This window comes from Bartonella rhinolophi, from assembly GCF_036576165.1.
Taxonomy (GTDB): Bacteria; Pseudomonadota; Alphaproteobacteria; order Rhizobiales; family Rhizobiaceae; genus Bartonella.
Map to the genome: position 1 here is coordinate 374,838 of NZ_JBAFWY010000001.1, position 22,556 is coordinate 397,393.

The following is a 22,556-nucleotide window of genomic DNA, read 5'->3' on the forward strand; positions in this document are numbered from 1 at the left end:
GGATTATAAGGGCTAAAAATATGAAATATTAGAGTTTTTGCCATTGTGGAGAAAAGGCAGAAGTCCATATAAATTGGGTAAAAGCCTGTGATGTTTGAATTTTGTTTCTGCATGGTATATTGAATTGGATATAATCACACTTAAAGATTTTTACGCTTCTGCACTTGGTATGCGTGTGCAAGAGACTTTGTGTGACCAATTAAATTTATATTGGTCAGATCTTACAGATAAACGAGTCATGGGTCTTGGTTATGCACTTCCTTATCTTTCTGTGTTGCGGAAACGTGCACAACAATGTTTTGCTTTTATGCCCGCTGGTCAGGGGGCTTCGCCTTGGCCTTGTGCCAATAAAGTTGCCACGGCGCTTGTTTTTGAAGAAGACTTGCCACTTCCTGATGCTTCCATTGATTGTGTTTTATTGGTACATGCACTTGAATATACAGAAAATTCTTTTGAAACGCTGAATGAAATATGGCGCATTTTAGCCCCTAATGGTCATTTGATCGTTATTGTTCCTAATCGCTCTGGTTTTTGGGCACGTAACGGTTGTACACCCTTTGGTTATGGTGAACCTTATAGTCGACAACAAATCACGCGTTTGTTTGAAAAAACAAATTTTATTTCTGGACCCGTGCAGGAAATTATACATTACATGCCTTCTTCAGGTTATATTTCGCGATTGTTTTCATTTTTTTATGAGCCATTTGCACGCCATCTTTTGCCTTATTTTGGCGGTCTCTTAATATGTCAGGCTCAGAAATGTGTTTATCAAGGCTTGCTTGCACAGCGCCGCCAGTCGCGGCGTGTTTTTATTCCTGCATTGTCACCACAAGCACGTGAAAGCTCTCTTTAATCTTCGCTTATTTTGCTTCTTGCTTCAGAAAAGAGAAATTAATGGTGCCAAAATCAATTTTGAAGCAATAATTACGATAATTATAAGCAATACTTAAAGATTAAGACGATATCCATTATTGTCTGTAATGAGAATTTGTGCGTTGGAGGGGTCTTTTTCTATTTTTTGTCGCAAACGGTATATATGGGTTTCTAGCGTATGGGTAACAATTTTCTCATTATAGCCCCAAATTTGTTCTAAAAGTGTTTCACGATTTACGATTTTATCGCTGGTGCAATAAAGATATTTAAGAATCGCTGCCTCTTTTTCTGTAAGACGAATTTCATTGTTGTGTTGATCAATGAGGAGTTTTTGCCTAGGTTTAAACGTATAAGGACCAATGTAAAATGTTGCATCTTCATTTTGCTCATATTGGCGTAGTTGGGCACGGATTCGCGCCAATAGCACCGCAAAGCGAAAGGGTTTTGTTACATAATCATTGGCACCTGTTTCAATATCTAAAATGGTATCACAATCTGTATCATAATTTGTAATCATGATAATGGGAGCACGAAAACCTTGAGTGCGTAGTTTTTGAATAGCTGTACGACCATCAAGATCGGGCAGTTCAATACCAAAAATGGCTAGATCAATATTCTCTTCTTGGGCTATTGTGATTCCTGCTTCAGCTGTTTTTGCTTGCAAAACTTTAAATTCTTTATGAATTTGTAATTGTTTTACCAAAATAGGGCGCAGATCATCGTCTTCTTCAACGATTAAAAGGGTATAGCGGTTCATTTGTTTTCCTTATAAGGTATGTTGATATGACGATTTGTGAAAAATAGTTTCATGAAAAATAGGATCTCATGCAAGGAAAATTAAAAAAGAAACCCTATAAAAAACAAACTTTTGTTTCTTTTATGACCGTTCGTCGACAAGCAGGGAAATGTACACGGGGTATTTTGTGCGCTGGTAAAAATCATTTTTTTTGCGCCTTAGGACGGGCTGGCATTTCTGCTTTTAAGCGTGAAGGTGATGGTGCAACACCTTTAGCACGTATGCGTTGCTTAAGAGGATTTCGAGGCAATTTTTCTCGCTCCTTCCCACGTTCTATTTTGCCTTTTCATCGTATTCGTGTCCAAGATGGCTGGTGTGATGCAAGTGGCGATGCCAATTACAATCGCTTGGTACGTCTTCCTTATGGTAACAGTGCTGAAAAGATGTATCGTGAAGACGGTCTTTATGCAATTGTCTTAAGTCTGGATTGGAATATTACAGAACGGAAAATGGCAAGAGGAAGTGCCATTTTTATGCATTTAGCGCGAGAAAATTATACGCCAACAGAAGGATGTATTGCACTTTCTCGTCGTGATATGGAGCGTCTTTTGCCGCACATTAGTCGAAAGACAAAGATTGTTGTTTTAGGTTAAAAATATTTCCATCTTAAGGTTGCCCATTAAGCAGACTTCTCTCCATTCATCTTCTGTGACAGGTTGCACTGATAAGCGACTGGCATTAACCAGTACCATATTGTTCAGTTTTGGATTCGCTTTAATCTGTTTTAATGAAACAGGGGTTGGCATATCACAAAGAGCACGGATATCCACACATTCCCAACGTGGATCAGGGGTTGTAGAATCAGGGTGTGCTTCAGCACAGACCTCTACAATTCCTACGATTTCTAACCCCTTATTTGAGTGATAAAAAAAACCTTTATCGCCATATTTCATGGCACGCATATTGTTGCGGGCTTGATAATTGCGTACACCGTCCCACTGTTCACCCTCAGCACCTTTTTGTTTCTGCATATTCCATGACCATTTATGGGGTTCAGATTTAAAAAGCCAATAAGCCATGAGCTCTCCTTTTCATAGGTTGTGCTATATTTCATAAGTCACGAGCGTCTGTTTATAAATATTTGTATCATACCATCAAGAATGATTGTGGAATTTAAAGTGGTATAAAGAGTGTTCATTACCGATTTGTTTCTTTCCTTTTCGAAACAAGAGAGTTGTAGGGGTAGAAATGTGCCATGTTTCCGATATATTTTCATGTGTTGTATAAAAGTGCTTTGATTTGGTTTATTGCTAAAACAAGGTATTGCGGGTGTGTGGAAGAGCAATGGAAAACTCAGTCATTCTTTCAATTTCATAAAGATCACAAAGGATATCATAATTGGGGTATTGTTAACTATATTCCAATTGTGATCTGAAAAAATATAGCATCATTGAATTTGAGAAAACGTGGTAAGAAAATCAATCTTCAAAAAATCAAATATCATAGAGATAATGCAAAAAGGTAAGAGGTTGCGATAAGAGTAATAGATAAAGTGCCAAATGGTGGTGATTCATCCCGTGTTGTGTAGGGGATATAAATCTTAATTTATCTTTATGCTTTTGTTCCACGGCGTCCCATTCCGATTAAAGGTGCAGCTTTTTCATCTAATGGCCAGCGTGAGCGAGGAGCAATATCAAGGGAGCTTGTTTCCCCCCGTGCGAGCCGTTCTGCACCAGCAAAAGCAATCATGGCAGCATTGTCGGTACACAAGGAAAGGGGCGGAGCTATGAATTCAAAACCATGTTGATGCGCAAGTTCTTGCAGCGTGGATCGAATAGCTTGGTTGGCAGCTACTCCACCTGCGACAACTAAAGCAGGAGGGCGGTGTCCTTGATAATGAGAGAGGGGATACAGGTTGGTAAAATGTTGCAAGGCTAAGCAAACGCGATCATGCACTGTATCGGTTACTGCTGCTTGAAAGCTTGCTGCGATGTCAGCAACGTCGCTTTCTGTGAGAGGAGCCATGGCTGTTGCAGCTTTTCGCACAGCGGTTTTAAGACCAGAAAAGGAAAAATCTAGCCGCTTTTCACCTTTTAAAGGTCGTGGAAGAGGAAGCCGATTTTTATCACCCAGTAAAGCCGCTTTTTCAAGTGCTGGACCACCAGGATAAGAAAGACCTAAAAGTTTTGCAGTTTTATCAAAAGCTTCTCCTAATGCGTCATCAATAGTAGTTCCTAAACGTTGGTAATTTCCCACTCCGTGAACAAGGATGATTTGCGTATGTCCGCCTGAAACCAACAGCAACAAATAGGGAAACTTGACGTTATGCGTTAAAACAGCTGTTAAAGCATGTCCTTCTAGGTGATTTACGGCAATAAAAGGTTTTCCAGTAGCCAGACAGAGTGCTTTTGCACTCATTACTCCTACTAAAAGACCTCCTATCAACCCTGGGCCACTTGTTGCTGCAATGGCGTCAATATCTTGCAATTTTGTGTTAGCTTCTGTCAGTGCTTTCAGAATCAAACTATCGAGAATTTCAACATGGGCACGAGCAGCAATTTCAGGCACAACACCACCGTAAGGTGCATGATCGTCAATTTGGCTCCAAACAATATTGGAAAGAATTTTGCTGTTTCCTCCATTGTTGTGTTCAATAACGGCGGCAGCAGTTTCATCGCAACTTGTTTCTATTCCCAACAGGCGCATTTTAGATAAAACCTTATGTTGAAGACTCTTTTATGTGTGGGTACCATGAGATAGGTAAAGATGCAAAAAACTTCTCTTAAATTCTGATATATCTGATATAATTGCTATGTTGACTAAAGCTGAATAAGGCGTGTTTTTTAGTATAAAATGCTTATGTATTTTCAAAAACTTGTTTATCAAACTATATCATTATAATGATTTTCAGTGAGGATGCAGTGTTGAAAATTTTGACGAAGAGATATTCTTGATAAGAAAAGTGTAAAACAAGGTATGCTATCTAAAATATTCAAAAAATGCTTCATTTTTAAAACTTTTTTCATCTTGTTATTGTATTATTAAAGAAGGTGCAAAAAAAGTGACTCATATGGTAGATTCTTCAAAATCAAAAGTTAAACCGCATGATACGCATGCTCGTCGTAAAAAATCTGTAATTGAGCATGAAGTTATGAGCCATGATACAGAACAAAAAACACAAAATTCTGTAGAATCAGTTGCAATAGAAAAACAAAGCACACAGAATAAACACACGTCTCATATAAGCTGGATTTTCTTGCTGATTTCAGGCATTTTGGGTGGTCTCATCGCTTTGGGGCTTTGGGTGGGTGGACAATGGGCAGGTGTTCTTCCTTCCTCTTTGGTAAGCAGTCATGCTGGAGAGAAGAGAGCTTTGCAGATTGCTGAAGACGCAAAAAGTCAAGCAGAAGAAACAATGGGGCAATTAGGGCGTGTGCTTCAAGAAATTGATACGTTGAAAGCAGAGTTTGCTTCTTTTTCACCGCAGCACGTTGAAGTTGTTCAAGGTGATGAAATCTCACAAGAGGAAAGCAGAAAAGCTTTTGCAGCTTTAGAGAAAAAAGTAAATGATCTTGAAGAATATGTGCAAGCTTTAGTAGGCGTATCAAAAGATATAAAAACGGTTTTGTTCGTGGGACAGAACAATGCAAATGACCTTGCTGCGTTAAAGCAACAGTTTGAGACTGTGAAAGAAAAGATTGTTGCTAAAAATGACGAGAAAGAATCTATGAATACTGCACTGTTTATTGCAGTCAATTCGCTGAAAAATGCTGTAGAGCGCGGTGGATCTTATGTAGACGAATTAAAACTATTACAGCAATTATCACCTTCGATTGATGGACTTGACTTGCTGCAACAAACAGCCACTATGGGTCTGCCAAATTCAGTTCAATTGTCAGCTGATTTTGCGCATGTTGCAGATGCAATTGTTGGTACGCAAAATATTGCTGCATCAGATGCGCACTTTTTTGAACAGCTTTGGGCATGGATAAAAAGTCTGGTTGTTTTGCGACCTGTCGGAAACGTTGAAGGTATGACACTGGGAGCGATTGCAGCGCGGATGGAAGTTGCAGTTCAAATGGGTGATTATGAAAAAGCTTTGAGTGAATGGAAAACATTACCTCAAAGTGCAAAAGATGTTTCAATAGATTTTGTTCAAAAACTTGAAAGACATATTGCTGTTTGCCATCTTCTCCAGCAGTTGCTTGTGCTTGCACAACAAGAATCTTTTAAGGCGACGAAAATGTAAATAGGCTCAAGATGATACGTGTTTTCATTTATAGTTTTGTTGTATCTATCCTTGGTTTGGCTTTTGGGTGGGTTGCCAATCACAATAGTGTTTTTGTTATAACATTTTTGCACTTTCGCTTTTCTGTTTCGTTGTTGACAGTTTTAAGCGCAATCATTTTATCGTGTGGAATTGTGGCGCTTGTATGGTGGCTTTTGTCTGTTATCTTTTCTGTACCGAGTGTTTTATCCAATTATTTTTATAAACGTCACCAAAAGCGCGGTTATGAAGCTCTTTCACAGGGGATTCTTGCGGTTTTTGCTGGCGATGGTCTTTTAGCACAAAAAATGGAAGCGCGTGCTGTAAAATATCTTGCAGGCAGTTATGAGTCGTTAGTGAAACTCTTACAAGCGCAAACCCTATCTTTGCAGAATAATTCTGCTCGTGCCATTGGCCTTTATGAAGAGATGAGAAGAGACACATCGACTAAACTGGCTGGGCTTTACGGTTTATTTCGTGAAGCTATGAAGACCAAAGCTTACGAAGCAGCGCAGCAATATGCGCAGGAGGCACTAACTTTGTCGCCAGCACTTTCATGGGCTCATCAAGTCGTTCTTGATCGATTGAGTGCTGAAGGAAAGTGGGATAAAGCACTTGATGTTTTTGAGCGTGCGCAAAAAGCTTTACCGTATTCTGCTCGCTCAACAGTCGAGCGTTATCATACACAAGCGCTTTTATTGAGCGGGAAGGCACTTCATCTGTTTGAGACGCATCCTGTGGAAGCACGTACAGCTATTTTGAAAGCACATAAATTAGTACCTAATTTTGTGCCGATAACAGTCATTGCAGCGGATATTCTTTATAAATTAAATGAAACACGTAAAGCTGATAAAATGATTATTGCTGCTTGGCAGAGGGAGCCTCACCCTGATTTAGGGGCGCTTTATCTTGCAAAAGAAGAAGGGGCAGCTGGGCGGTTAAAAAGAGCTAAAACACTAGTTTCTTATAATAAAGATACATTTGAATCAGCTTTCTTGATTGCCAAAGCTGCTTTAGATGCGGGGGAAAGAACATTAGCGAGAGAATACGCACAAAAAGCACTTCAGTATCATCCGCGGGAAAGTGTTTATTTATTGCTGGCAGAGATTGAAGAAGCACAGGGAAATAATCAGGGAGCAGTGCGTCAATGGCTTTCTTTGGCACTGCGTGCTGAGCGTGATCCAGTATGGATGTGTGATGGTACTATTTTTTCTTCTTGGTTAGCAGTTTCTCCAATAAGCGGACGCTTGGGTTGTTTTAAATGGCAAGCGCCTCCCTGCAAGCCCCCTCTAACATTAGAGGCTGATAATGTCGCTCTGAAAAAAGAAATTGTGCTGAAAACACACGATAAAGAAAATATCGTGGGCAAAAATACGGTTGTTGAAGGGAGGTTTCTTGAAGAATTTCCATCTGTAAAGGCTGACTTTTTACATCACGATCAGACAAAAAAACAAGAGACAAAAGTCTTCAGTGCAACCCGTTTAAATGTCGATGATCCAGGGATTAAAACAGAAGAAGAAGAGGTGCCGTTGTCGGAAAGAAAGTTTCGATTATTTTAAACAGAAAACCCATAGTGAATGTTATTCACTAAAACTATTTTCTTGTTTTTAGAAAGCTGAATTTAGTTTGGTTGCAAAGGTGATTGGTTAAAAAATGTTTTTGATACAAAAATGTCTTGGTAAGGAGCAAAAAAGCAGTAAACCAAGAATTGCAGTAGTTATTCATCGTCAATCTACATATATTGGTCGTTTAGGAAAATTTTTGCAGAAAAGTGGTTTTATTCTTGATATTTATCGTCCTATTTTAGGGCAAAAACTTCCCAATACATTGGAACATTATGCAGGTGTTGTTATTTTGGGGGGAATGATGAGTGTGAATGATAAGGATGCGTATATTGGTGAAGAAATTGATTGGATTTCTTTATTGCTGAAAGAGGATAAGCCTTTTTTAGGAATTTGTCTTGGAGCGCAAATGTTAGCACGAAATTTGGGGGGGCGTGTTGGTACAAGAAGCGATGGAACCGTTGAGATCGGCTGGTATCCATTGGAAGCTACTCCACAAGGTAGAGAACTTATGGATTGGCCAGAAATGGTTTATCATTTTCATGATGAAGGAATTTATGATTTACCCAAAGAGGCGGTGCTTTTGGCAACAGGTCACACATATCCTACACAAGCTTTCCGTTACGGAAACAATGCGTGGGGATTGCAATTTCACGCTGAATTTACACATGCTATGATGCAGCGTTTGGTAGTGAGTTCAGCACACAAATTAACCAAAAAAGGTGCCCAACCTGCTTCTGCGCACTTGAAAGGCCGTTTAATATATGATCAAGCTTTGAGCCAATGGTTTGAAAATGCATTGCGACAGATTTTTGGTGTATCGGCTGCATTTGCGTGAATTTTAAGAATTATGATCCTATTGATTGCTATCATGAAAAAAGGAAAATTTTAATTTTGTTTATATTGTCTCAATTAACATCCTTATGGAAAAGTTCATCTTTGCGCTATTTGCTTTGTGGACTATTTTGTCTTTTTTTGATACTCATTTATAGTTCACTCTGGTTTTTTTTTCACGTAAAATAGAGACCCGTGTTTCCGATATATTCGCAAGTGCATCATCTCATGAGATGATGGTTGTGTGCAAAAATATAAAAAAGAATGGTTATCCGTTACGTATCGGTGTTGGTTGTGACAAATTTCAGTTTTCTTGGCCTTTGCATGATTTTTCTCTCTCAACTGAATCTGTGATGATTGGTGCACCAATTTATGCACCACAGCTAATCGAAGTTGATATTCATTCTCCTGCATCAATTGTTGTAGATAAAAGAATGCCTATTGTGTCACGTTGGCGCAATTTGGTTATTGAAACAGAGCCTTCTTGGAGGTTACCTAAGACATTTAAGCTTATAGCTGAAGAGCTTGAAATTTTTCCCTTAGCGTTCTCTCTGGGAGACAAAAAATTTCAGGAAGCATTAGAATCAACAATCACAGATAGAAAGACGACACAGGAGAGTGTTGAAGGTCAGGTCTCTTTGGAAAATGCTGATGATATGACTGTGCTTTCGTTAGATCAAAAGAATCCGCTTCCAAAAATAATGGCAAAGTTTGTACGATTTGATCTTAAAAATGAGAAAAATGATTTATCAGGGCATGCTACTTTTGATAGCATTGATCTTTCAGCTTTTATGGCACATTCCTTTGTTGATTTTCCAAAAATTAATGGAAATTTGACATGGATCCTTAATGATATGTCCAATCTGTTTGATGTAAATGGTAAAAACGGTTGGAAACAGCACTTATATGGAAAAAAAGGTACTTTAAAGCGCGGTGAATTGATGTTTCATACAGGCGGTATGTTGCGCGTAAGTGGGCCTTTTTCTTTTGATGATGAAGGATATTTGACGGCAAAATTTGAACTTGCCTTTGTTCAGCACACAGAGTTTGTTACGACTATGCAGCACTTATTTCCTGAACAAGCCAACAATCTTCAAGTTTTATTTTTTATTTTGAGCTCTATGCCTAAAAATACAGACAACCAACCCGTTCTCCCCTTGCTGGTTACCCATGGATGGGTAAGCTTAGGGTTTTTAAAGCTTGGTCGTCTTGCACCGCTTTAAGTTTAAAAAGCGGTGTTTGTAGTTGAGCATTGTTCAGCACGCAGAGTTTGTTGCTGCCGTGAGGCATTTATTTTCTACGCAAGCTAATATCTTCAAGTTTTATTTTGAGCTCTATGCTTAAAATGCAAACAGCCAAACCATTTCCCCTTTTCTGGTTCTCCATGGATGGGATAAACTTTAGGGTTTTAAAGTTTGGCTGTCTTGCACTGCTTTTAAGTCTAAAAAGCAGTGTTTTGCAGTTGTGCAATCATCCCTGCTACATAGGTAAAGCGAGAAATGCTGAGATCGTTTTCAACAAGGGTGCCAATGCGATTTGTGACATTGTGAATATGATCTTCTTTTGTTTGACTCCAAGCCGTGAATGGGTCGTTTTGCTCTCCATAATTTTTCAAGATTTTCGTAATGATTGCTCGTAAGCTTTCAGCAATGTTTTCTTTAGCTTGGCTTAAAGCTATATTATCATAATAATCAAGCACAGGGATTGTTCGACTTGCTTCATTAACACGGCTGGCACGAATGATTTGAGTAAGTGAGAAATAAATTTCTGCAGTTTTAATCAGATCACTATTATTTTGTTTTGCAATCAGAGAAATATCACAAGTTACTGGGGCAGCTTCCAAAAGAGCCAGTTGTTCTGCTAAATCTTTTGGTGCTCCTTCTTCACTATAATGGATCACTTTCTCTCTAATTTTTTGATTAATATCTTTATCGTTGGAACACAAAAGCTTTTTTTCAATAATGTTACGTGCTTGCTTAATTGTTTTCACAAGTTCTTCTAATGGAACAGAGAGATCCATATTGCGTAAACCCCAATTGGTTGCTTCAAAGAGCATAGAGGTAATTGTTGCATAAAATTTATTTTGAACAAGACCAGGTATCTTATTATCGAGACTATCAATTTTATCAGATAACTGAGGAATTTCAAATCCATCACGAAGTGCGATGAAAACACGAATAATATTTTCAATCTTTTGCTCTGTTGCATCTTGTAGATGATTAACAAAAGTAGGTCCTCCACGATTCACAATATCATTGACAATAAGGGTTGCAATAATATTGCGACGCAATTGGTGATGTATGATTTCTTTCTCAAAGTTTTTCTGAATTTGGGTTGGAAAATAGTGCAGTAAAGTTGTGTCAAAATAATTATCATCAACAATGGAGCTGTGAGCAATTTCTTCCTTAAGGGTTAATTTAGCATAAGCTAAAATAACCGCAAGTTCTGGACGGACAAGACCTTGACCTTTGGTTATTCTTTGACGCAAAGTTTGCTCATCAGGAAGAATTTCAACTCTGCGATCCAGAAGCTTTTTCTGTTCCAGATCTTGCATAAAGCGTATCTGATAAGGCAAATCAGCGATGCTTTGGTTTTCAGCCAAAGATAAAGCAAGTGGTTGCAAATAATTATTGCGCAAGACTAACTGCTCAACTTGTGAGGTCATTTTTTTCAAGAGTTCGTTGCGCGCTTCACGGGTAAGTGTTTTTGCACGAAGTGCTGAGGCAAGAACAATTTTGATATTAACCTCAACATCAGAACAATTAACGCCTGCAGAATTATCAATAGCATCTGTATTGCATCGTCCACCGTTTAAGACATATTCAATCCGACCACGTTGTGTCATGCCCAGATTAGCCCCTTCACCAACAACCTTTGCACGGATTTGTTCACCCGTAATACGCAGTGCGTCATTTGCACGATCACCTACTTGGGCATCGGTTTCTGTTGCTGCACGTATATAAGTACCAATGCCACCAAACCATAAAAGATCAACAGGTGCTTTAAGAATAGCAGAGATAATTTCAAAAGGTGTGCCTGTTTGTTTGTCATAGCCAATAGCTTGTGCTGCTTCAGGTGAGAGAGTAATGGTTTTTGCTGTGCGTGAAAAGATACCACCGCCCTTTGATAATTTTGTTTGGTCGTAATCTTGCCAACTTGAGCGAGGGAGCTGAAATAAGCGCATACGCTCTGCATAACTTTCCGCTACGTTTGGATCTGGGTCGATAAAGATATCGCGGTGGTCAAAGGCAGCGATAAGCCTTGTTTGTTTGGAAAGTAACATTCCATTTCCAAAAACATCGCCAGACATATCGCCAACCCCAACACAAGTAAAAGGGGTTGTCTGAATATCATGATTAAATGATTCCCGAAAATGTCTTTTAACCGCTTCCCATGCACCTTTAGCTGTAATCCCCATGGCTTTGTGGTCATAGCCTGCTGATCCTCCAGAGGCAAAAGCATCATCGAGCCAAAAGTGATCCGCTTGGCTGATAGCGTTGGCAGTATCAGAAAAGGTTGCAGTGCCTTTATCGGCCGCGACAACGAAATAAGGATCATTTCCATCATGGCAGATGATATTGTGGGGTGTACTTATTTTGCCATTAATCAGATTATCGGTAATGGAAAGTAAAGCCGTGATAAAGTCAACATAAGCTTGTCGCGCGGCTTCTGCTATCATGGCACGGTCGTTTGTTTGGGGAAGGCGATGAGGATAGAAGCCACCTTTTGCGCCTACAGGAACGATAACTGCATTTTTAACTTGTTGTGCTTTGACTAAATCAAGCACTTCAGTGCGATAGTCTAATGCGCGATCAGACCAACGAATCCCACCTCGGGCGATAGGACCAAAACGCAGATGAACCCCTTCAACTTCTGGTCCGTAAACGAAAATTTCTCGATAAGGACGTGGCTCAGGCAAACCTTCAATTTGTCGTGGATCCAACTTAGTTGCTAAAATACGCCGTGGACTACCATCTTGCAGAGGGGCAAAGGCGTTGGTTCGTAAACTTGCGTTGATGAGATTACGGTAGCGGCGTAAAATGAGATCATCATCTAAACTTGGTACTTTTTGTAATTTTTCTTCAATGCGTTGTTGAATGATTTGCTGGTTTTTTTCCCGCTCTTTTTCTGTATGGCTTTGGTGAAACTTCAAATGGAACAAAGCATAAAGATCTTGGGTAATATCAGGATAGGTGTTTAAAGTTTGGGCAACGCGTTTTTGTGAATAAGGAATGCCAGTTTGTTGGAGATAGCGTCCATAATGACGTAAAATAACAATTTCGTGCCAATTAAGTTGCGCCGTCTGGGTTAAGGCATTAAAGGCGTCATTGTCAGCGTCTTGCGACCAAATGGCTTCGAATGTTTCAGCATGCTTTTGCCCCATTTTGTCAAAATCAATACAGAGCTGGAAAGCACTTTCCAGTTGCATATCATGAAGATACACAGGATGTCCGTTGCCATCTGGTAATTCAAGTGTTTGTTCGGTAAGAACCCGAAATCCCATATTTTCAAGAAGTGGGACACGTTTAGAAAGGGCAAGTGCCTCATAACGGTGAAACAATCTAAGTGAAATTGTTTGTTTTTCTTTATTGTGTGCGTGATAAAAAGTAACAAAAAGCGGTTTTTTATCATTGAGATTTAAAATATGTTCTGCATCTTTAATTGCATCTTCAGCTGAAAATAAATCACGATAGCTGTTGGGAAAATGACTTGCTAAACGTGTTTGTTGAGCTGTTGTTTTGCGGGTAAGAGCTATGGCTTTTACACTGTCTTCCCAATTTTGTGCTATGGAACGCACATTTTTTTCAAGTGTGGCACGCTCAATAACAGGAGCGCTCTCACTTCTTTTGCGATGAATAATATAATGGACGCGTGTGAGTGTGCTTTCTAAAAATAGCGGATAGGATTCAAAAAAATCACCTTTGTAAAGTTCAACAAAATACTCGCCAATTTTTTCACGAATATTGCTGCTATATTGGTCACGGGGTATATAGACAAATATAGAAACAAAACGTCCAAAAGAATCCGTATGGGCGAGAACCCGTAAACGTGGGCGCTCGTCTAATTGCATGATAAGCTTGGCATTTTCCGTCAATGTATCAACATCAGAGCGAAACATTTCATCTCTCGGGTAAGTTTCTAAAACACTGATAAGGGCTTTTCCAGAATAATCAGCGCGATCATATCCAAGACGTTGAATAATGGTTTTGGCTTTCTCTTTTAAGAAGGGAATTTGTAAAATAGAGTGTGTGTAAGCTGAGGAGGTAAAGAGCCCGACAATGCGTAATTCTCCACACAAATGGCTTTCTTTATCAAAGATTTTAAGACCAATATAATCGAGCCAAACAGGACGGTGAATTTTTGAGCGACTGTTGGCTTTTGTCACAATAAGTAGCTTATCACTTTCCATAAAGGACAAGATTTCTTGGGGAGGTTCTTCTACGCGTGCATCACCAATAATGCGAATAGAGGCATCAGTGAGAATGCCCAGCTCAATGTCACTAACTGTAAAAGCTTTTGTGGGCTCTTGATCTTTGATAAAATTATAAGCGCGCATGCCAAGAAAGATAAAATTATTGTCCATCAGCCAGTTAAGAAATTCAATGGCTTTTTCACCTTCTTGTTTGTAACTTGATGGGAGGTTTGTTTGATAGGCATGAATATGCTTCTCAACTTGCTTCAGCATAGGTTTCCAGTCTTGTACAGCAGCATTAACCTGCTCAAGAACTAAGGCAAGTTCGTCTTTGAGTTTTTGTATTTGTTGTTCGTTTAATGATTCGATGTGGATTTGCATCAGGCTGATGCGTTGTCCAGAGGAACAATCAAGGACGGGATGCGCGATCAGATAAATGTGATTTTTGTGCTGATTGAAGACATTTAAAATAGAATCAAGAAGGAAGGGTTTGTTATCGTTGACGAGCGTGACAGCGGTTATGGGTTTGTTATTGCGGGTTAGGTTTTTTTCAAAGCAGATAGTACTTTTCCCTGTTTGATGAAGATTAAAGGCTTCAACGGCAGCGGTTGCAGCCTTTTGGAGTTCTTTGTCTTCATAACAGGCAATATCTTCTTTATCGGTATGAGAAAACAGGATTTGTTCTATTTTATCTTGATTACTTCTTGTCTCTGATGCTGTTTGTTTTAACACAATGATTTTCCCTTTTTTCTTTATTGGTGATTTTTCTCTTCATAAGAACAGGTTTTTACACCATTTTCCGCAATGTATCATTTAGCTGCTTCTTTCTGCAAGGAATAGTTATTTTAGTGATGATAATAAACTTATTTCTTTATGTTATAGTAATAATAATAGTAAAGTTATAGTAATAAATTGATATATTAAGAATTAATTTACGATGATGAAAGAATATTTTTAATTGTTTTGTATGTTAATGATTTGTTTTTAAATTATACAAGATGAAAGTAGAGAGAATGGCGTATTTACCAGAAAAACTTTTAAGTGGTTATCAGTCTTTTATAAAAAATCATTTTTCATATAAAACAGTAGAGTATCAGCAATTAGCAGTTAAAGGACAAAAACCTGAGATTTTAGTTATTTCTTGTTGTGATTCGCGTGCAATACCAGAAACAATTTTTAATGCAAAACCGGGTGAAATTTTTGTGCTGCGCAATGTGGCAAATTTGGTTCCCCCTTTTTCTCCTGATCATCAATATCATGCAACATCAGCAGCTATTGAATATGCAGTGCAATTGCTAAAAGTTAAGCATATTGTTGTTTTGGGGCATGCTTATTGTGGAGGTGTAAGTGCTGCTCTTCAAGGAGCGTGCAAATCTTTATCGTCAGATGACTTTATTGGTCAATGGATAAACCTTTTGGCATCAGCAGCACAAATAGTTGTTCGCGATAAGTCGTTGACCGTGCCAGAGCAACAGATGGCGTTAGAGCAACTTTCTATTCGTCATTCGTTGAAAAATTTAGAAACATTTCCATGGATAAAAACACGCAAAGATCAGGGCGTTTTGATGTTGCATGGAGCTTGGTTTGATATCTTAAGTGGTGAATTGTGGAATATGGAGCTAGAAACAGGCAATTTTGTGCGCATTGAGGTTGAGAATCCTAAACAGTCATGAAAATGTTTGCTGTTTTTTTTGCTTTGTATAAAACTGTACGATAAACCTTGACAAAGTGGGGGTTTTGTTGTTTGAAAGAGAGAGCTTTCAGTGACAAGATGAGCTTGGAGCCACCGACTGAGACCCCGTATTATGGGTATGAAGAGATCTCAGAGGTCAACATCCGACGACGCGTTGCGTTCTCGGATGCTCGTTTGGTTTGTTTATTGTGCAGTAATGGGGTAAATGATGTTTGAGTCCTTGCAAGAACGGCTTGGTTCCATTCTGTCTCATTTGACAGGGCGTGGTGCTTTGTCAGATCAAGATGTCGCGGCGGCGCTGCGCGAAATTCGTCGCGCTTTATTGGAAGCTGATGTTGCACTTGATGTCGCTCGTTCTTTTATTGATAGGGTTCGTGAAAAAGCTGTTGGATCTGCAATTGTTAAATCAATTAAACCTGGACAGATGGTTGTTAAGATTGTCCATGATGAACTGGTTAATATACTCGGAAATGAAGGCGTTCTGAGTGATTTAAATGCTCCAGCACCTGTTGTTATTATGATGGTAGGTTTGCAAGGTTCTGGAAAAACGACGACGACAGCAAAACTTGCAAAACGTTTTACTGATAAACACAATAAAAAAGTTTTAATGGCGTCATTGGATACACGCCGTCCTGCGGCACAGGAACAGTTGCGTCAGTTAGGGGAGCAAGCAAAACTTGCAAGCTTGCCAATTATTGCAGGCCAATCTCCTGTTGATATTACAGAACGTGCGGTACAAGCAGCCAAGTTGGGCGGTTATGATGTGCTTCTTCTTGATACGGCAGGTCGTAGTCATATTGACGAGGCCTTGATGCTCGAATTGGCTGAAATTAAAGCTTCTTCCCTCCCTCATGAAATTATGTTGGTTGCTGATAGTCTTACGGGACAGGATGCGGTTCATCTTGCACGTTCTTTTGATGAGCGTGTAGGGATTACAGGCATTATTTTAACACGTATGGATAGTGATGGTCGTGGTGGTGCAGCCCTTTCAATGCGTGCTGTTACGGGGAAGCCAATTAAAGCAATCGGGGTTGGTGAAAAAATAGATGCTCTGGAAGAGTTTTATCCTCGTCGTATTGCAGATCGTATCCTTGGAATGGGTGATATTGTTTCTCTAGTTGAAAAAGCTTCCGAGGCGATGGATCATGAAAAAGCGGCAGCTTTTGCAAAAAAGCTACAGGCTGGAAAATTTGATCTGAATGATCTTGCAGACCAATTGCAAAAAATGAAAAAGCTTGGAGGTATGGGCGGCCTTATGGGAATGTTGCCTGGTTTGGGTAAGGTAAAAGATCAGATTGCAGCAGCAGGTCTTGACGATCGTTTGTTTAATCGTCAATTGGCTATTATTTCATCAATGACGCCTAAAGAGCGTGCCAATCCAGAGATTTTGAAGCATAGCCGCAAACAACGAATCGCTAAGGGATCTGGCACGAGTGCTGCTGATATTAATAAGCTTTTAAAAATGCACCGCCAAATGGCTGATATGATGAAAGCCATGGGAGGAGGGAAAGGAAAAAGTGGTTTAATGGGGAAAATGTTAGGAGGGTTTGGTTCCAAAATGGGGCTTGGTGGTATGGGAGATTTTGGCAAAGCTTCAGGAGCTGTGCCTGATTTATCAGGGTTTGATCCAAAGCAATTATCGGCACTACAAAAGCAGATCGAGAGTGGGAATGGGGGAACAGTGTTGCCTGGTCTTCCAAAACGTGGATTCACATTTCCTAATTTTTCCAATGAAGCTGCTGGTGGTGAAGAAAAATTTCCTCAGCATCCCAAGAAAAAATAAGATGCAACGAGAAAAGGAAGTATGATGCAGGAAAAAATATTGGACGAATTGGCGCATTTACGAGCATCTATTGATAATTTTGATGCAGCGTTGATTCATATTTTAGCAGAACGCTTCCATTGTACACAGACAATTGGGCATTTAAAAGCCCGTTATGATTTGCCTACAGTAGACCCTTTGCGTGAGCAACATCAGGTAGCGCGTTTGCGTCAATTAGCCCTAGACAGTCATCTTGATCCAGATTTTGCTGAAAGATTTTTAAAATTTATCATTAAAGAAGTAGTGCATCATCATGAGATGATTGCAGAAGAGCAAAAAGCAAAACAAGTAAATTTAAACGAAAGCCAGAGCTGATAATAGGAGATAAATATGGCATTGAAAATTCGTTTGTCCCGTGGAGGTTCAAAAAAACGTCCTTACTATCACATTGTTGTTGCGGATGTTCGTAGTCCGCGCGATGGGCGGTTTCTTGAGCGTGTTGGTGCATGGGATCCAATGTTGCCTAAAGATGGACCGCGTGTAAAACTTAATGAAGAACGTATTCAATATTGGCTTGGTCAAGGTGCTCAGCCAACAGATCGCGTTTTGCGGTTTTTGGATGCTGCTGGTTTAAGAAAGCGTCCAGTTCGCAATAATCCACGCAAAGGTGAACCTGGCAAAAAAGCACAGGAGCGTATAGCTGCTGCAAAACAAGCTGCTGAAGAAGCATTAGCTTCTGCTTCAGAAGAGGCATGATGATTCGCAAATATAATCAACTATGCTTTTAAAGACTTTTATATATAAGATAGCGATCATTATCCGTTTCTTTATAAAAACAGATCTTATTGAAAAGGGTGTTTGATTTTTTAAAAATCAACATGAATCTTTTAAAAGTCGATGGCGCGGCCTTTAATTTCCCAGTCTCCATAGCGTGAAGGGTCTTTGCCGCCGCGTCCACCGTTTTCTAAAGGTTTATTTTCATTGGTTTCATGTTTACGCCTTTCTTCAGCTTCCATGAGGGCGCGTTGCGCTTCGGGAGAAAGAGATTGGGGATTCTCTATTATTGCATTTTTTTCGCGTAGTTTCTCGTTTTTTTTGTCCATTTTACACCTCTATTCCATTGAAGAAGAAGAAAGAAAGCCCCATCATATAGGAATGATTATGTTTTATCATGGAGTTTTTTGAGTAATGAACATAATGCGCACAGTAATGCTTTTGGCTTTTATGACCGCTCTTTTTATGGCAGTTGGTTATCTGGTTGGGGGCAGCAATGGTATGGTTGTGGCATTTTTAATCGCGGGAGGGTTGAATTTTTTTTCTTATTGGAATTCGGATAAAATCGTTTTACGCATGTATGGTGCGCGTGAAATTGATCAGCATTCATCTCCCATTTATTATAAGATTGTGAGCGATTTAGCGCGAAGAGCTTCTCTTCCTCAACCAAAAGTTTACATTATTGATAATATGCAGCCAAATGCGTTTGCTACGGGACGCAATCCTCAAAATGCAGCTGTTGCTGCGAGTACTGGCTTATTAAAGCAGTTGAGTGTGGAAGAAATTTCTGGGGTTATGGCACATGAGTTGGCACATATTGAGCATCGTGACACATTAACAATGACTCTAACCGCAACGATTGCGGGGGCAATTTCAATGCTTGGTAATTTCGCTTTTTTTATGGGGGGGCAGCGTAATTCTTCAGAAAATTCTCATGGTGCTGGAGCGCTCGGGAGCATTATTGCTTTATTTGTTGCGCCTTTTGCAGCTATGCTTGTGCAAATGGCTATTAGCCGTACGCGTGAATATGCTGCAGATCGGCGGGGTGCTGAAATATGTGGGAATCCCTTATGGCTAGCTTCAGCGTTGAGTAAAATTGCAGGTGGTGGACATACGATACTTAATGAAGAAGCGGAACATAATCCAGCAACAGCGCATATGTTTATTATTAATCCGTTGAGTGGTGAAGGAGCTGATAGCCTTTTTTCTACTCATCCAGCAACGGCGAATCGTATTGCGGCTCTTTGTCGGCAAGCTGAAGAAATGAACGAATCAATGGTTAAGAGCATGAAGCGGAATGCAGAAGGTGTTTTTTATGCAGACAACAAGGGTTTAGATTTTGAAAATCTGAATCACAGTGCTCAAATCAGTGTACCAAGCAATCAAGAAAAAAGTGCTTCGCAGCGCGTTAAAAAACGTCCTTCTTGGCTTCGTTATAAAGAGTCAAAGAAGTCTTAATCATAAAGAACGTAAAAAAATACAAAGTATTAAGGCATTATTGTGAAGCATGAGAAAGCGGGTCATGTGGCTGAGAAAAATACTCCAGGATTAAGTGTTAGGAAGCTGTGTGTCCGTTTGTTAGGAGCAGTGCTTGATAAGCAAACGTCTCTTTCTGGTTTGACGGATAATGAGCATGGACATCCGCAGTATTTAGAGTTGACACATCGAGATCGTTTGTTATGTCGAGCTATTTTAAGAACGACGTTGCGTCATCGAGGGCAAATTACAGCTATTTTATCGCGCTTTTTAACGCGGCCTTTGCCTGCACAAGCATTTTCACTTCAGCATCTTGTGCATATTAGTGTGGCACAAATTCTTTATCTTGATATTCCCGATCATGCTACGATTGATTTAGCTGTGCGTGTGGCGAAAACTGATCCTCGTATGCGCCGTTTTTCAGGGGTTGTAAATGCCATTTTACGTAATGTTGCACGTGAAGCGGTGTTTTTACGCCAAAAAGCTCCTGTTCTTGAAGGAGTTCCAGCTTGGTTTGGGCAGCTTTTAGTGTCCACCTATGGTACAGAAGTGGCAAATCAGATTTTGGCAATGCAAAGTACTGAGCCACCAATCGATTTGACTGTGAAGTCTGATAGTATTGGGTGGGCTGAGCGGCTTGGAGGTATTGTTTTGCCCAATGGTTCAGTTCGATTGAACAATTTAAATTGTTCTGTCACTGATTTACCAGGATATGCAGAAGGAGAATGGTGGGTTCAAGATTTTGCGGCAGCATTGCCTGCTCGTCTTCTTGGCAATATTCATGGCAAACAGGTTGCCGATCTTTGTGCCAGCCCTGGGGGGAAAACAGCACAATTGGCTTTGCAAGGGGCTGATGTGACAGCAGTTGATATGTCTGCTAATCGGGTAAAGCGTTTAAAGGCAAATATGGAGCGGCTTCATTTTTTGGTTCACTATTGGAAGGGGGATGTGAAAAATTTTCATCCTAACCAGCTTTTCGATGCTGTTCTTCTTGATGCTCCTTGTTCTTCTACAGGAACAATACGTCGTCATCCAGATGTTTTATGGACAAAATCGATGAGCGATATCGTCAAGCTAGCGGCAGTACAATATGACTTGCTTTTGGCAGCAATTGCTTTGGTGAAGAAGGGAGGACGCATTGTTTTTTCTAATTGTTCGCTGGCAAGAGAAGAAGGTGAAGATCTCGTTGAAAAAATTTTATCGACACGCAATGACATTGTTTTAGAGCCTATTGGCAAAGAAGAAATGAAAAATATGGCACATTTACTTTCTGTTAAGGGAACTGTGCGTACAACGCCTGCTGACTTTTGTCATGAAAATTTTGATGCTGAGAAAAAAGCATTGTCAGGAATGGATGGTTTTTTTGCAGCACGTTTCCAGAAAATAATTTAATTAACGGTTCATTTACTAAAATGGCTGAAATTGTGCTCAATTGAGCATATACGGAGATGGAATTGTGGCGGTTGCGATAAAAGGCCCTCAGATAAAAGTATCAGCTTTTATATATATAATGCACCAATGGATGCGGCGTTTATGGGTGGGGCCGTTGTTTCGTTGGCGTTTTTCAGGGTTTAGTCCTCAAAAAATTTTAGCCCATCCCATTGATTTACAATTAGCTGATCCAGTAGCAGCACATGAATTTTATCATGGTCGTTTTGCTTTTGCTGGTCATATTGTTCATTCTGGTGCTGCTTCACCTTTTTCGCTTATTCCACCAACGCCAAAATGGGAAGCAGATCTTCATAATTTTCATTGGTTGCGTCATATGAGTGCAGCAGACAGTGATTTAGCTGCAGCTCATGCGCGCGCTTTACTAGAAGATTGGCTTGACCATAATGGCAAGAAAATAAAAGGACTTCCTTGGAGTGGAGCAGTGGTAGCACGGCGCCTGATTTCATGGATTTGTCATTCGCAAATGTTGTTGGAAGGGGCAGGTGAACGGTTTAAAAAGCGTTTTTTGCGTGCGATTGGTTTCCAATTTCGTTATTTGCGCATCATCATTTGCAGTATGGAGCACAATGATCAACGTTTACAGGCGGCAATAGCTTTGACATTTGCATCTCTTGCTTTGCCTGTTTCTGTAGCAATGAAAAAAAAGGTGAAGATTCATCTTGCAGAGGAGCTTTCGCGCCAGATTCTTGTTGATGGTGGACATATTTCACGCAGTCCTGCCGTCTTGCTTAACTTGTTATCGGATTTATTATCTTTACGTCATCTTTTTATGCATAGTAATGAAAAGGCACCGCGCATTTTAATTGATTCAGTTGAGCGTATGTTGCCAGCTTTGCGGTTTTTTATCCATGAAGATCAAACATTGGCACACTTTAACGGGGTGGGAGCTGTTTTGCCTGAACGTTTATCGACCATTTTAAAGCTTGATGAAACAGTGGGACATCCTTTTAGTTATGCACGTTATTCAGGGTTTCAACGTTTACATGCTCATCAAACGACAGTACTTGCAGATACAGGAAAATTTCCACCACGTTTTGCGGCAGAGCATGCTTGTTCGGGCTGTTTATCTTTTGAAATGTCTTCACAAGGGAGCCGTTTTATTATCAATACAGGTGTTAATTCTTATGGGTGTGAGGGGTATCGACGTTTCGGGCGTGTTACGGCAGCACATTCAACGGCAACAGTTAATGATTGTTCGGTGGGCGTTTTTCGTAAAAAAAAGAGATCTGATGCTTCCTTTTTACTTGAGGGACCCACAGATATTAAAGTACATCGTATAGAAGATTCAGAAAAGATAGGTTTTATTGCGCGTCATAATGGTTATGTGCGACCTTTTAATCTTGTTTATGAGCGTGGTCTTATCTTAGCAAAAAATGGTGCAATGATTGAAGGTTTTGATCGTTTTTTTACACCGCAAAAAGGACAATCAAATCGATGCAAGGTTATTCAAAGGGAACAAAATAATGTTGCTGTTCGATTTCATCTTCACCCAAAAGTGGAAGTCAATTATGATGGTGATTGCGTACGTTTAGCTGTAGAGAGCGGACAAGTGTGGTATTTTATATCACCTGATACTGATATTTACCTTGAAGATTCGATTGATTTTACTGGGTTAAAAGGTCCGCAACGCACACAACAGATTGTTTTGTATTTTCGTCCTGCAGTTCAAGAAAAAGTTCGTTGGCGCTTAATTCGTCGCCAGTTAAAATAATGA

At 39.8% G+C, this 22,556-nt stretch carries 18 protein-coding genes; 13 read left to right on the forward strand and 5 right to left on the reverse strand.

The features are described 5' to 3' along the window. The first annotated feature begins 94 nt into the window (after positions 1-94). The gene (locus V5N67_RS01460; protein ID WP_332060023.1) at positions 95-853 is read left to right on the forward strand and encodes a class I SAM-dependent methyltransferase; all 759 of its coding nucleotides are present in this window, start codon (positions 95-97) and stop codon (positions 851-853) included. Between the two features lie 93 nt (positions 854-946). Here V5N67_RS01460 and V5N67_RS01465 read toward each other — a convergent pair whose 3' ends face one another. Next, positions 947-1,630: a response regulator transcription factor gene (locus V5N67_RS01465; RefSeq protein WP_332060025.1), complete on the reverse strand. Its 684-nt coding sequence runs from the start codon at positions 1,628-1,630 to the stop codon at positions 947-949. Positions 1,631-1,698: 68 nt separating this feature from the next. Between V5N67_RS01465 and V5N67_RS01470 the strand changes: the two genes are divergently transcribed. Then, complete coding sequence (locus tag V5N67_RS01470; protein ID WP_332060026.1) at positions 1,699-2,262, forward strand: L,D-transpeptidase family protein; 564 nt, start codon at positions 1,699-1,701, stop codon at positions 2,260-2,262. Here V5N67_RS01470 and V5N67_RS01475 read toward each other — a convergent pair. Further along, entirely contained in the window at positions 2,254-2,688 is a 435-nt protein-coding gene (locus V5N67_RS01475) for an EVE domain-containing protein (RefSeq protein ID WP_332060028.1), read from the reverse strand. The two genes, V5N67_RS01470 and V5N67_RS01475, sit on opposite strands and share 9 nt — an antisense overlap. Before the next feature lie 532 nt (positions 2,689-3,220). Then, positions 3,221-4,315 carry a tRNA (adenosine(37)-N6)-threonylcarbamoyltransferase complex transferase subunit TsaD gene (gene tsaD, locus V5N67_RS01480; protein ID WP_332060029.1) on the reverse strand — a complete coding sequence of 365 codons (1,095 nt, stop codon included), beginning with the start codon at positions 4,313-4,315 and terminating at the stop codon, positions 3,221-3,223. A 364-nt stretch (positions 4,316-4,679) separates the two neighbouring features. On the opposite strand from tsaD, the gene V5N67_RS01485 reads away from it, so the two are divergent. The 4 genes from V5N67_RS01485 to V5N67_RS01500 all read left to right on the forward strand — a co-directional run bounded on the left by V5N67_RS01485 (position 4,680) and on the right by V5N67_RS01500 (position 9,495). Next, positions 4,680-5,858: a COG4223 family protein gene (locus V5N67_RS01485; protein ID WP_332060031.1), complete on the forward strand. Its 1,179-nt coding sequence runs from the start codon at positions 4,680-4,682 to the stop codon at positions 5,856-5,858. A gap of 11 nt (positions 5,859-5,869) precedes the next feature. Continuing rightward, entirely contained in the window at positions 5,870-7,435 is a 1,566-nt protein-coding gene (locus V5N67_RS01490) for a heme biosynthesis protein HemY (RefSeq protein ID WP_332060033.1), read from the forward strand. Positions 7,436-7,529: 94 nt separating this feature from the next. Beyond that, positions 7,530-8,276 (forward strand): glutamine amidotransferase, encoded by a 747-nt coding sequence (locus tag V5N67_RS01495; RefSeq protein ID WP_332060034.1) that lies wholly within the window; start codon positions 7,530-7,532, stop codon positions 8,274-8,276. 229 nt (positions 8,277-8,505) lie between these two features. Further along, the gene (locus V5N67_RS01500; RefSeq protein WP_332060036.1) at positions 8,506-9,495 is read left to right on the forward strand and encodes a DUF2125 domain-containing protein; all 990 of its coding nucleotides are present in this window, start codon (positions 8,506-8,508) and stop codon (positions 9,493-9,495) included. A 218-nt stretch (positions 9,496-9,713) separates the two neighbouring features. On the opposite strand, the gene V5N67_RS01505 is transcribed toward V5N67_RS01500, so the two are convergent. Next, complete coding sequence (locus tag V5N67_RS01505; RefSeq protein ID WP_332060037.1) at positions 9,714-14,417, reverse strand: NAD-glutamate dehydrogenase; 4,704 nt, start codon at positions 14,415-14,417, stop codon at positions 9,714-9,716. A 281-nt stretch (positions 14,418-14,698) separates the two neighbouring features. Between V5N67_RS01505 and V5N67_RS01510 the strand changes: the two genes are divergently transcribed. The 4 genes from V5N67_RS01510 to rpsP all read left to right on the forward strand — a co-directional run bounded on the left by V5N67_RS01510 (position 14,699) and on the right by rpsP (position 17,896). After that, entirely contained in the window at positions 14,699-15,358 is a 660-nt protein-coding gene (locus tag V5N67_RS01510; protein WP_332060038.1) for a carbonic anhydrase, read from the forward strand. Between the two features lie 228 nt (positions 15,359-15,586). Next, positions 15,587-17,161, forward strand: coding sequence for a signal recognition particle protein (gene ffh, locus V5N67_RS01515; protein WP_332060039.1), 1,575 nt, complete (start codon positions 15,587-15,589; stop codon positions 17,159-17,161). Positions 17,162-17,185: 24 nt separating this feature from the next. Beyond that, complete coding sequence (locus tag V5N67_RS01520) at positions 17,186-17,515, forward strand: chorismate mutase (protein ID WP_332060299.1); 330 nt, start codon at positions 17,186-17,188, stop codon at positions 17,513-17,515. Between the two features lie 15 nt (positions 17,516-17,530). Beyond that, a complete protein-coding gene (gene rpsP, locus V5N67_RS01525) occupies positions 17,531-17,896 on the forward strand; it encodes a 30S ribosomal protein S16 (protein ID WP_332060042.1) in 366 nt (121 codons plus the stop codon). A 131-nt stretch (positions 17,897-18,027) separates the two neighbouring features. Here the strand turns inward: rpsP and V5N67_RS01530 are convergent, their stop codons facing one another. Continuing rightward, complete coding sequence (locus V5N67_RS01530) at positions 18,028-18,243, reverse strand: DUF1674 domain-containing protein (protein ID WP_332060043.1); 216 nt, start codon at positions 18,241-18,243, stop codon at positions 18,028-18,030. 85 nt (positions 18,244-18,328) lie between these two features. Between V5N67_RS01530 and htpX the strand changes: the two genes are divergently transcribed. The 3 genes from htpX (at position 18,329) to V5N67_RS01545 (ending at position 22,553) form a co-directional block, all read left to right on the forward strand. Continuing rightward, complete coding sequence (gene htpX / locus V5N67_RS01535) at positions 18,329-19,372, forward strand: zinc metalloprotease HtpX (protein WP_332060045.1); 1,044 nt, start codon at positions 18,329-18,331, stop codon at positions 19,370-19,372. A gap of 42 nt (positions 19,373-19,414) precedes the next feature. Beyond that, complete coding sequence (locus V5N67_RS01540; RefSeq protein ID WP_332060047.1) at positions 19,415-20,782, forward strand: RsmB/NOP family class I SAM-dependent RNA methyltransferase; 1,368 nt, start codon at positions 19,415-19,417, stop codon at positions 20,780-20,782. 64 nt (positions 20,783-20,846) lie between these two features. Continuing rightward, on the forward strand, positions 20,847-22,553 hold the full coding sequence (locus V5N67_RS01545) for a heparinase II/III family protein (RefSeq protein ID WP_332060048.1): 1,707 nt from the start codon (positions 20,847-20,849) through the stop codon (positions 22,551-22,553). The last annotated feature ends 3 nt before the right edge of the window (positions 22,554-22,556 follow it).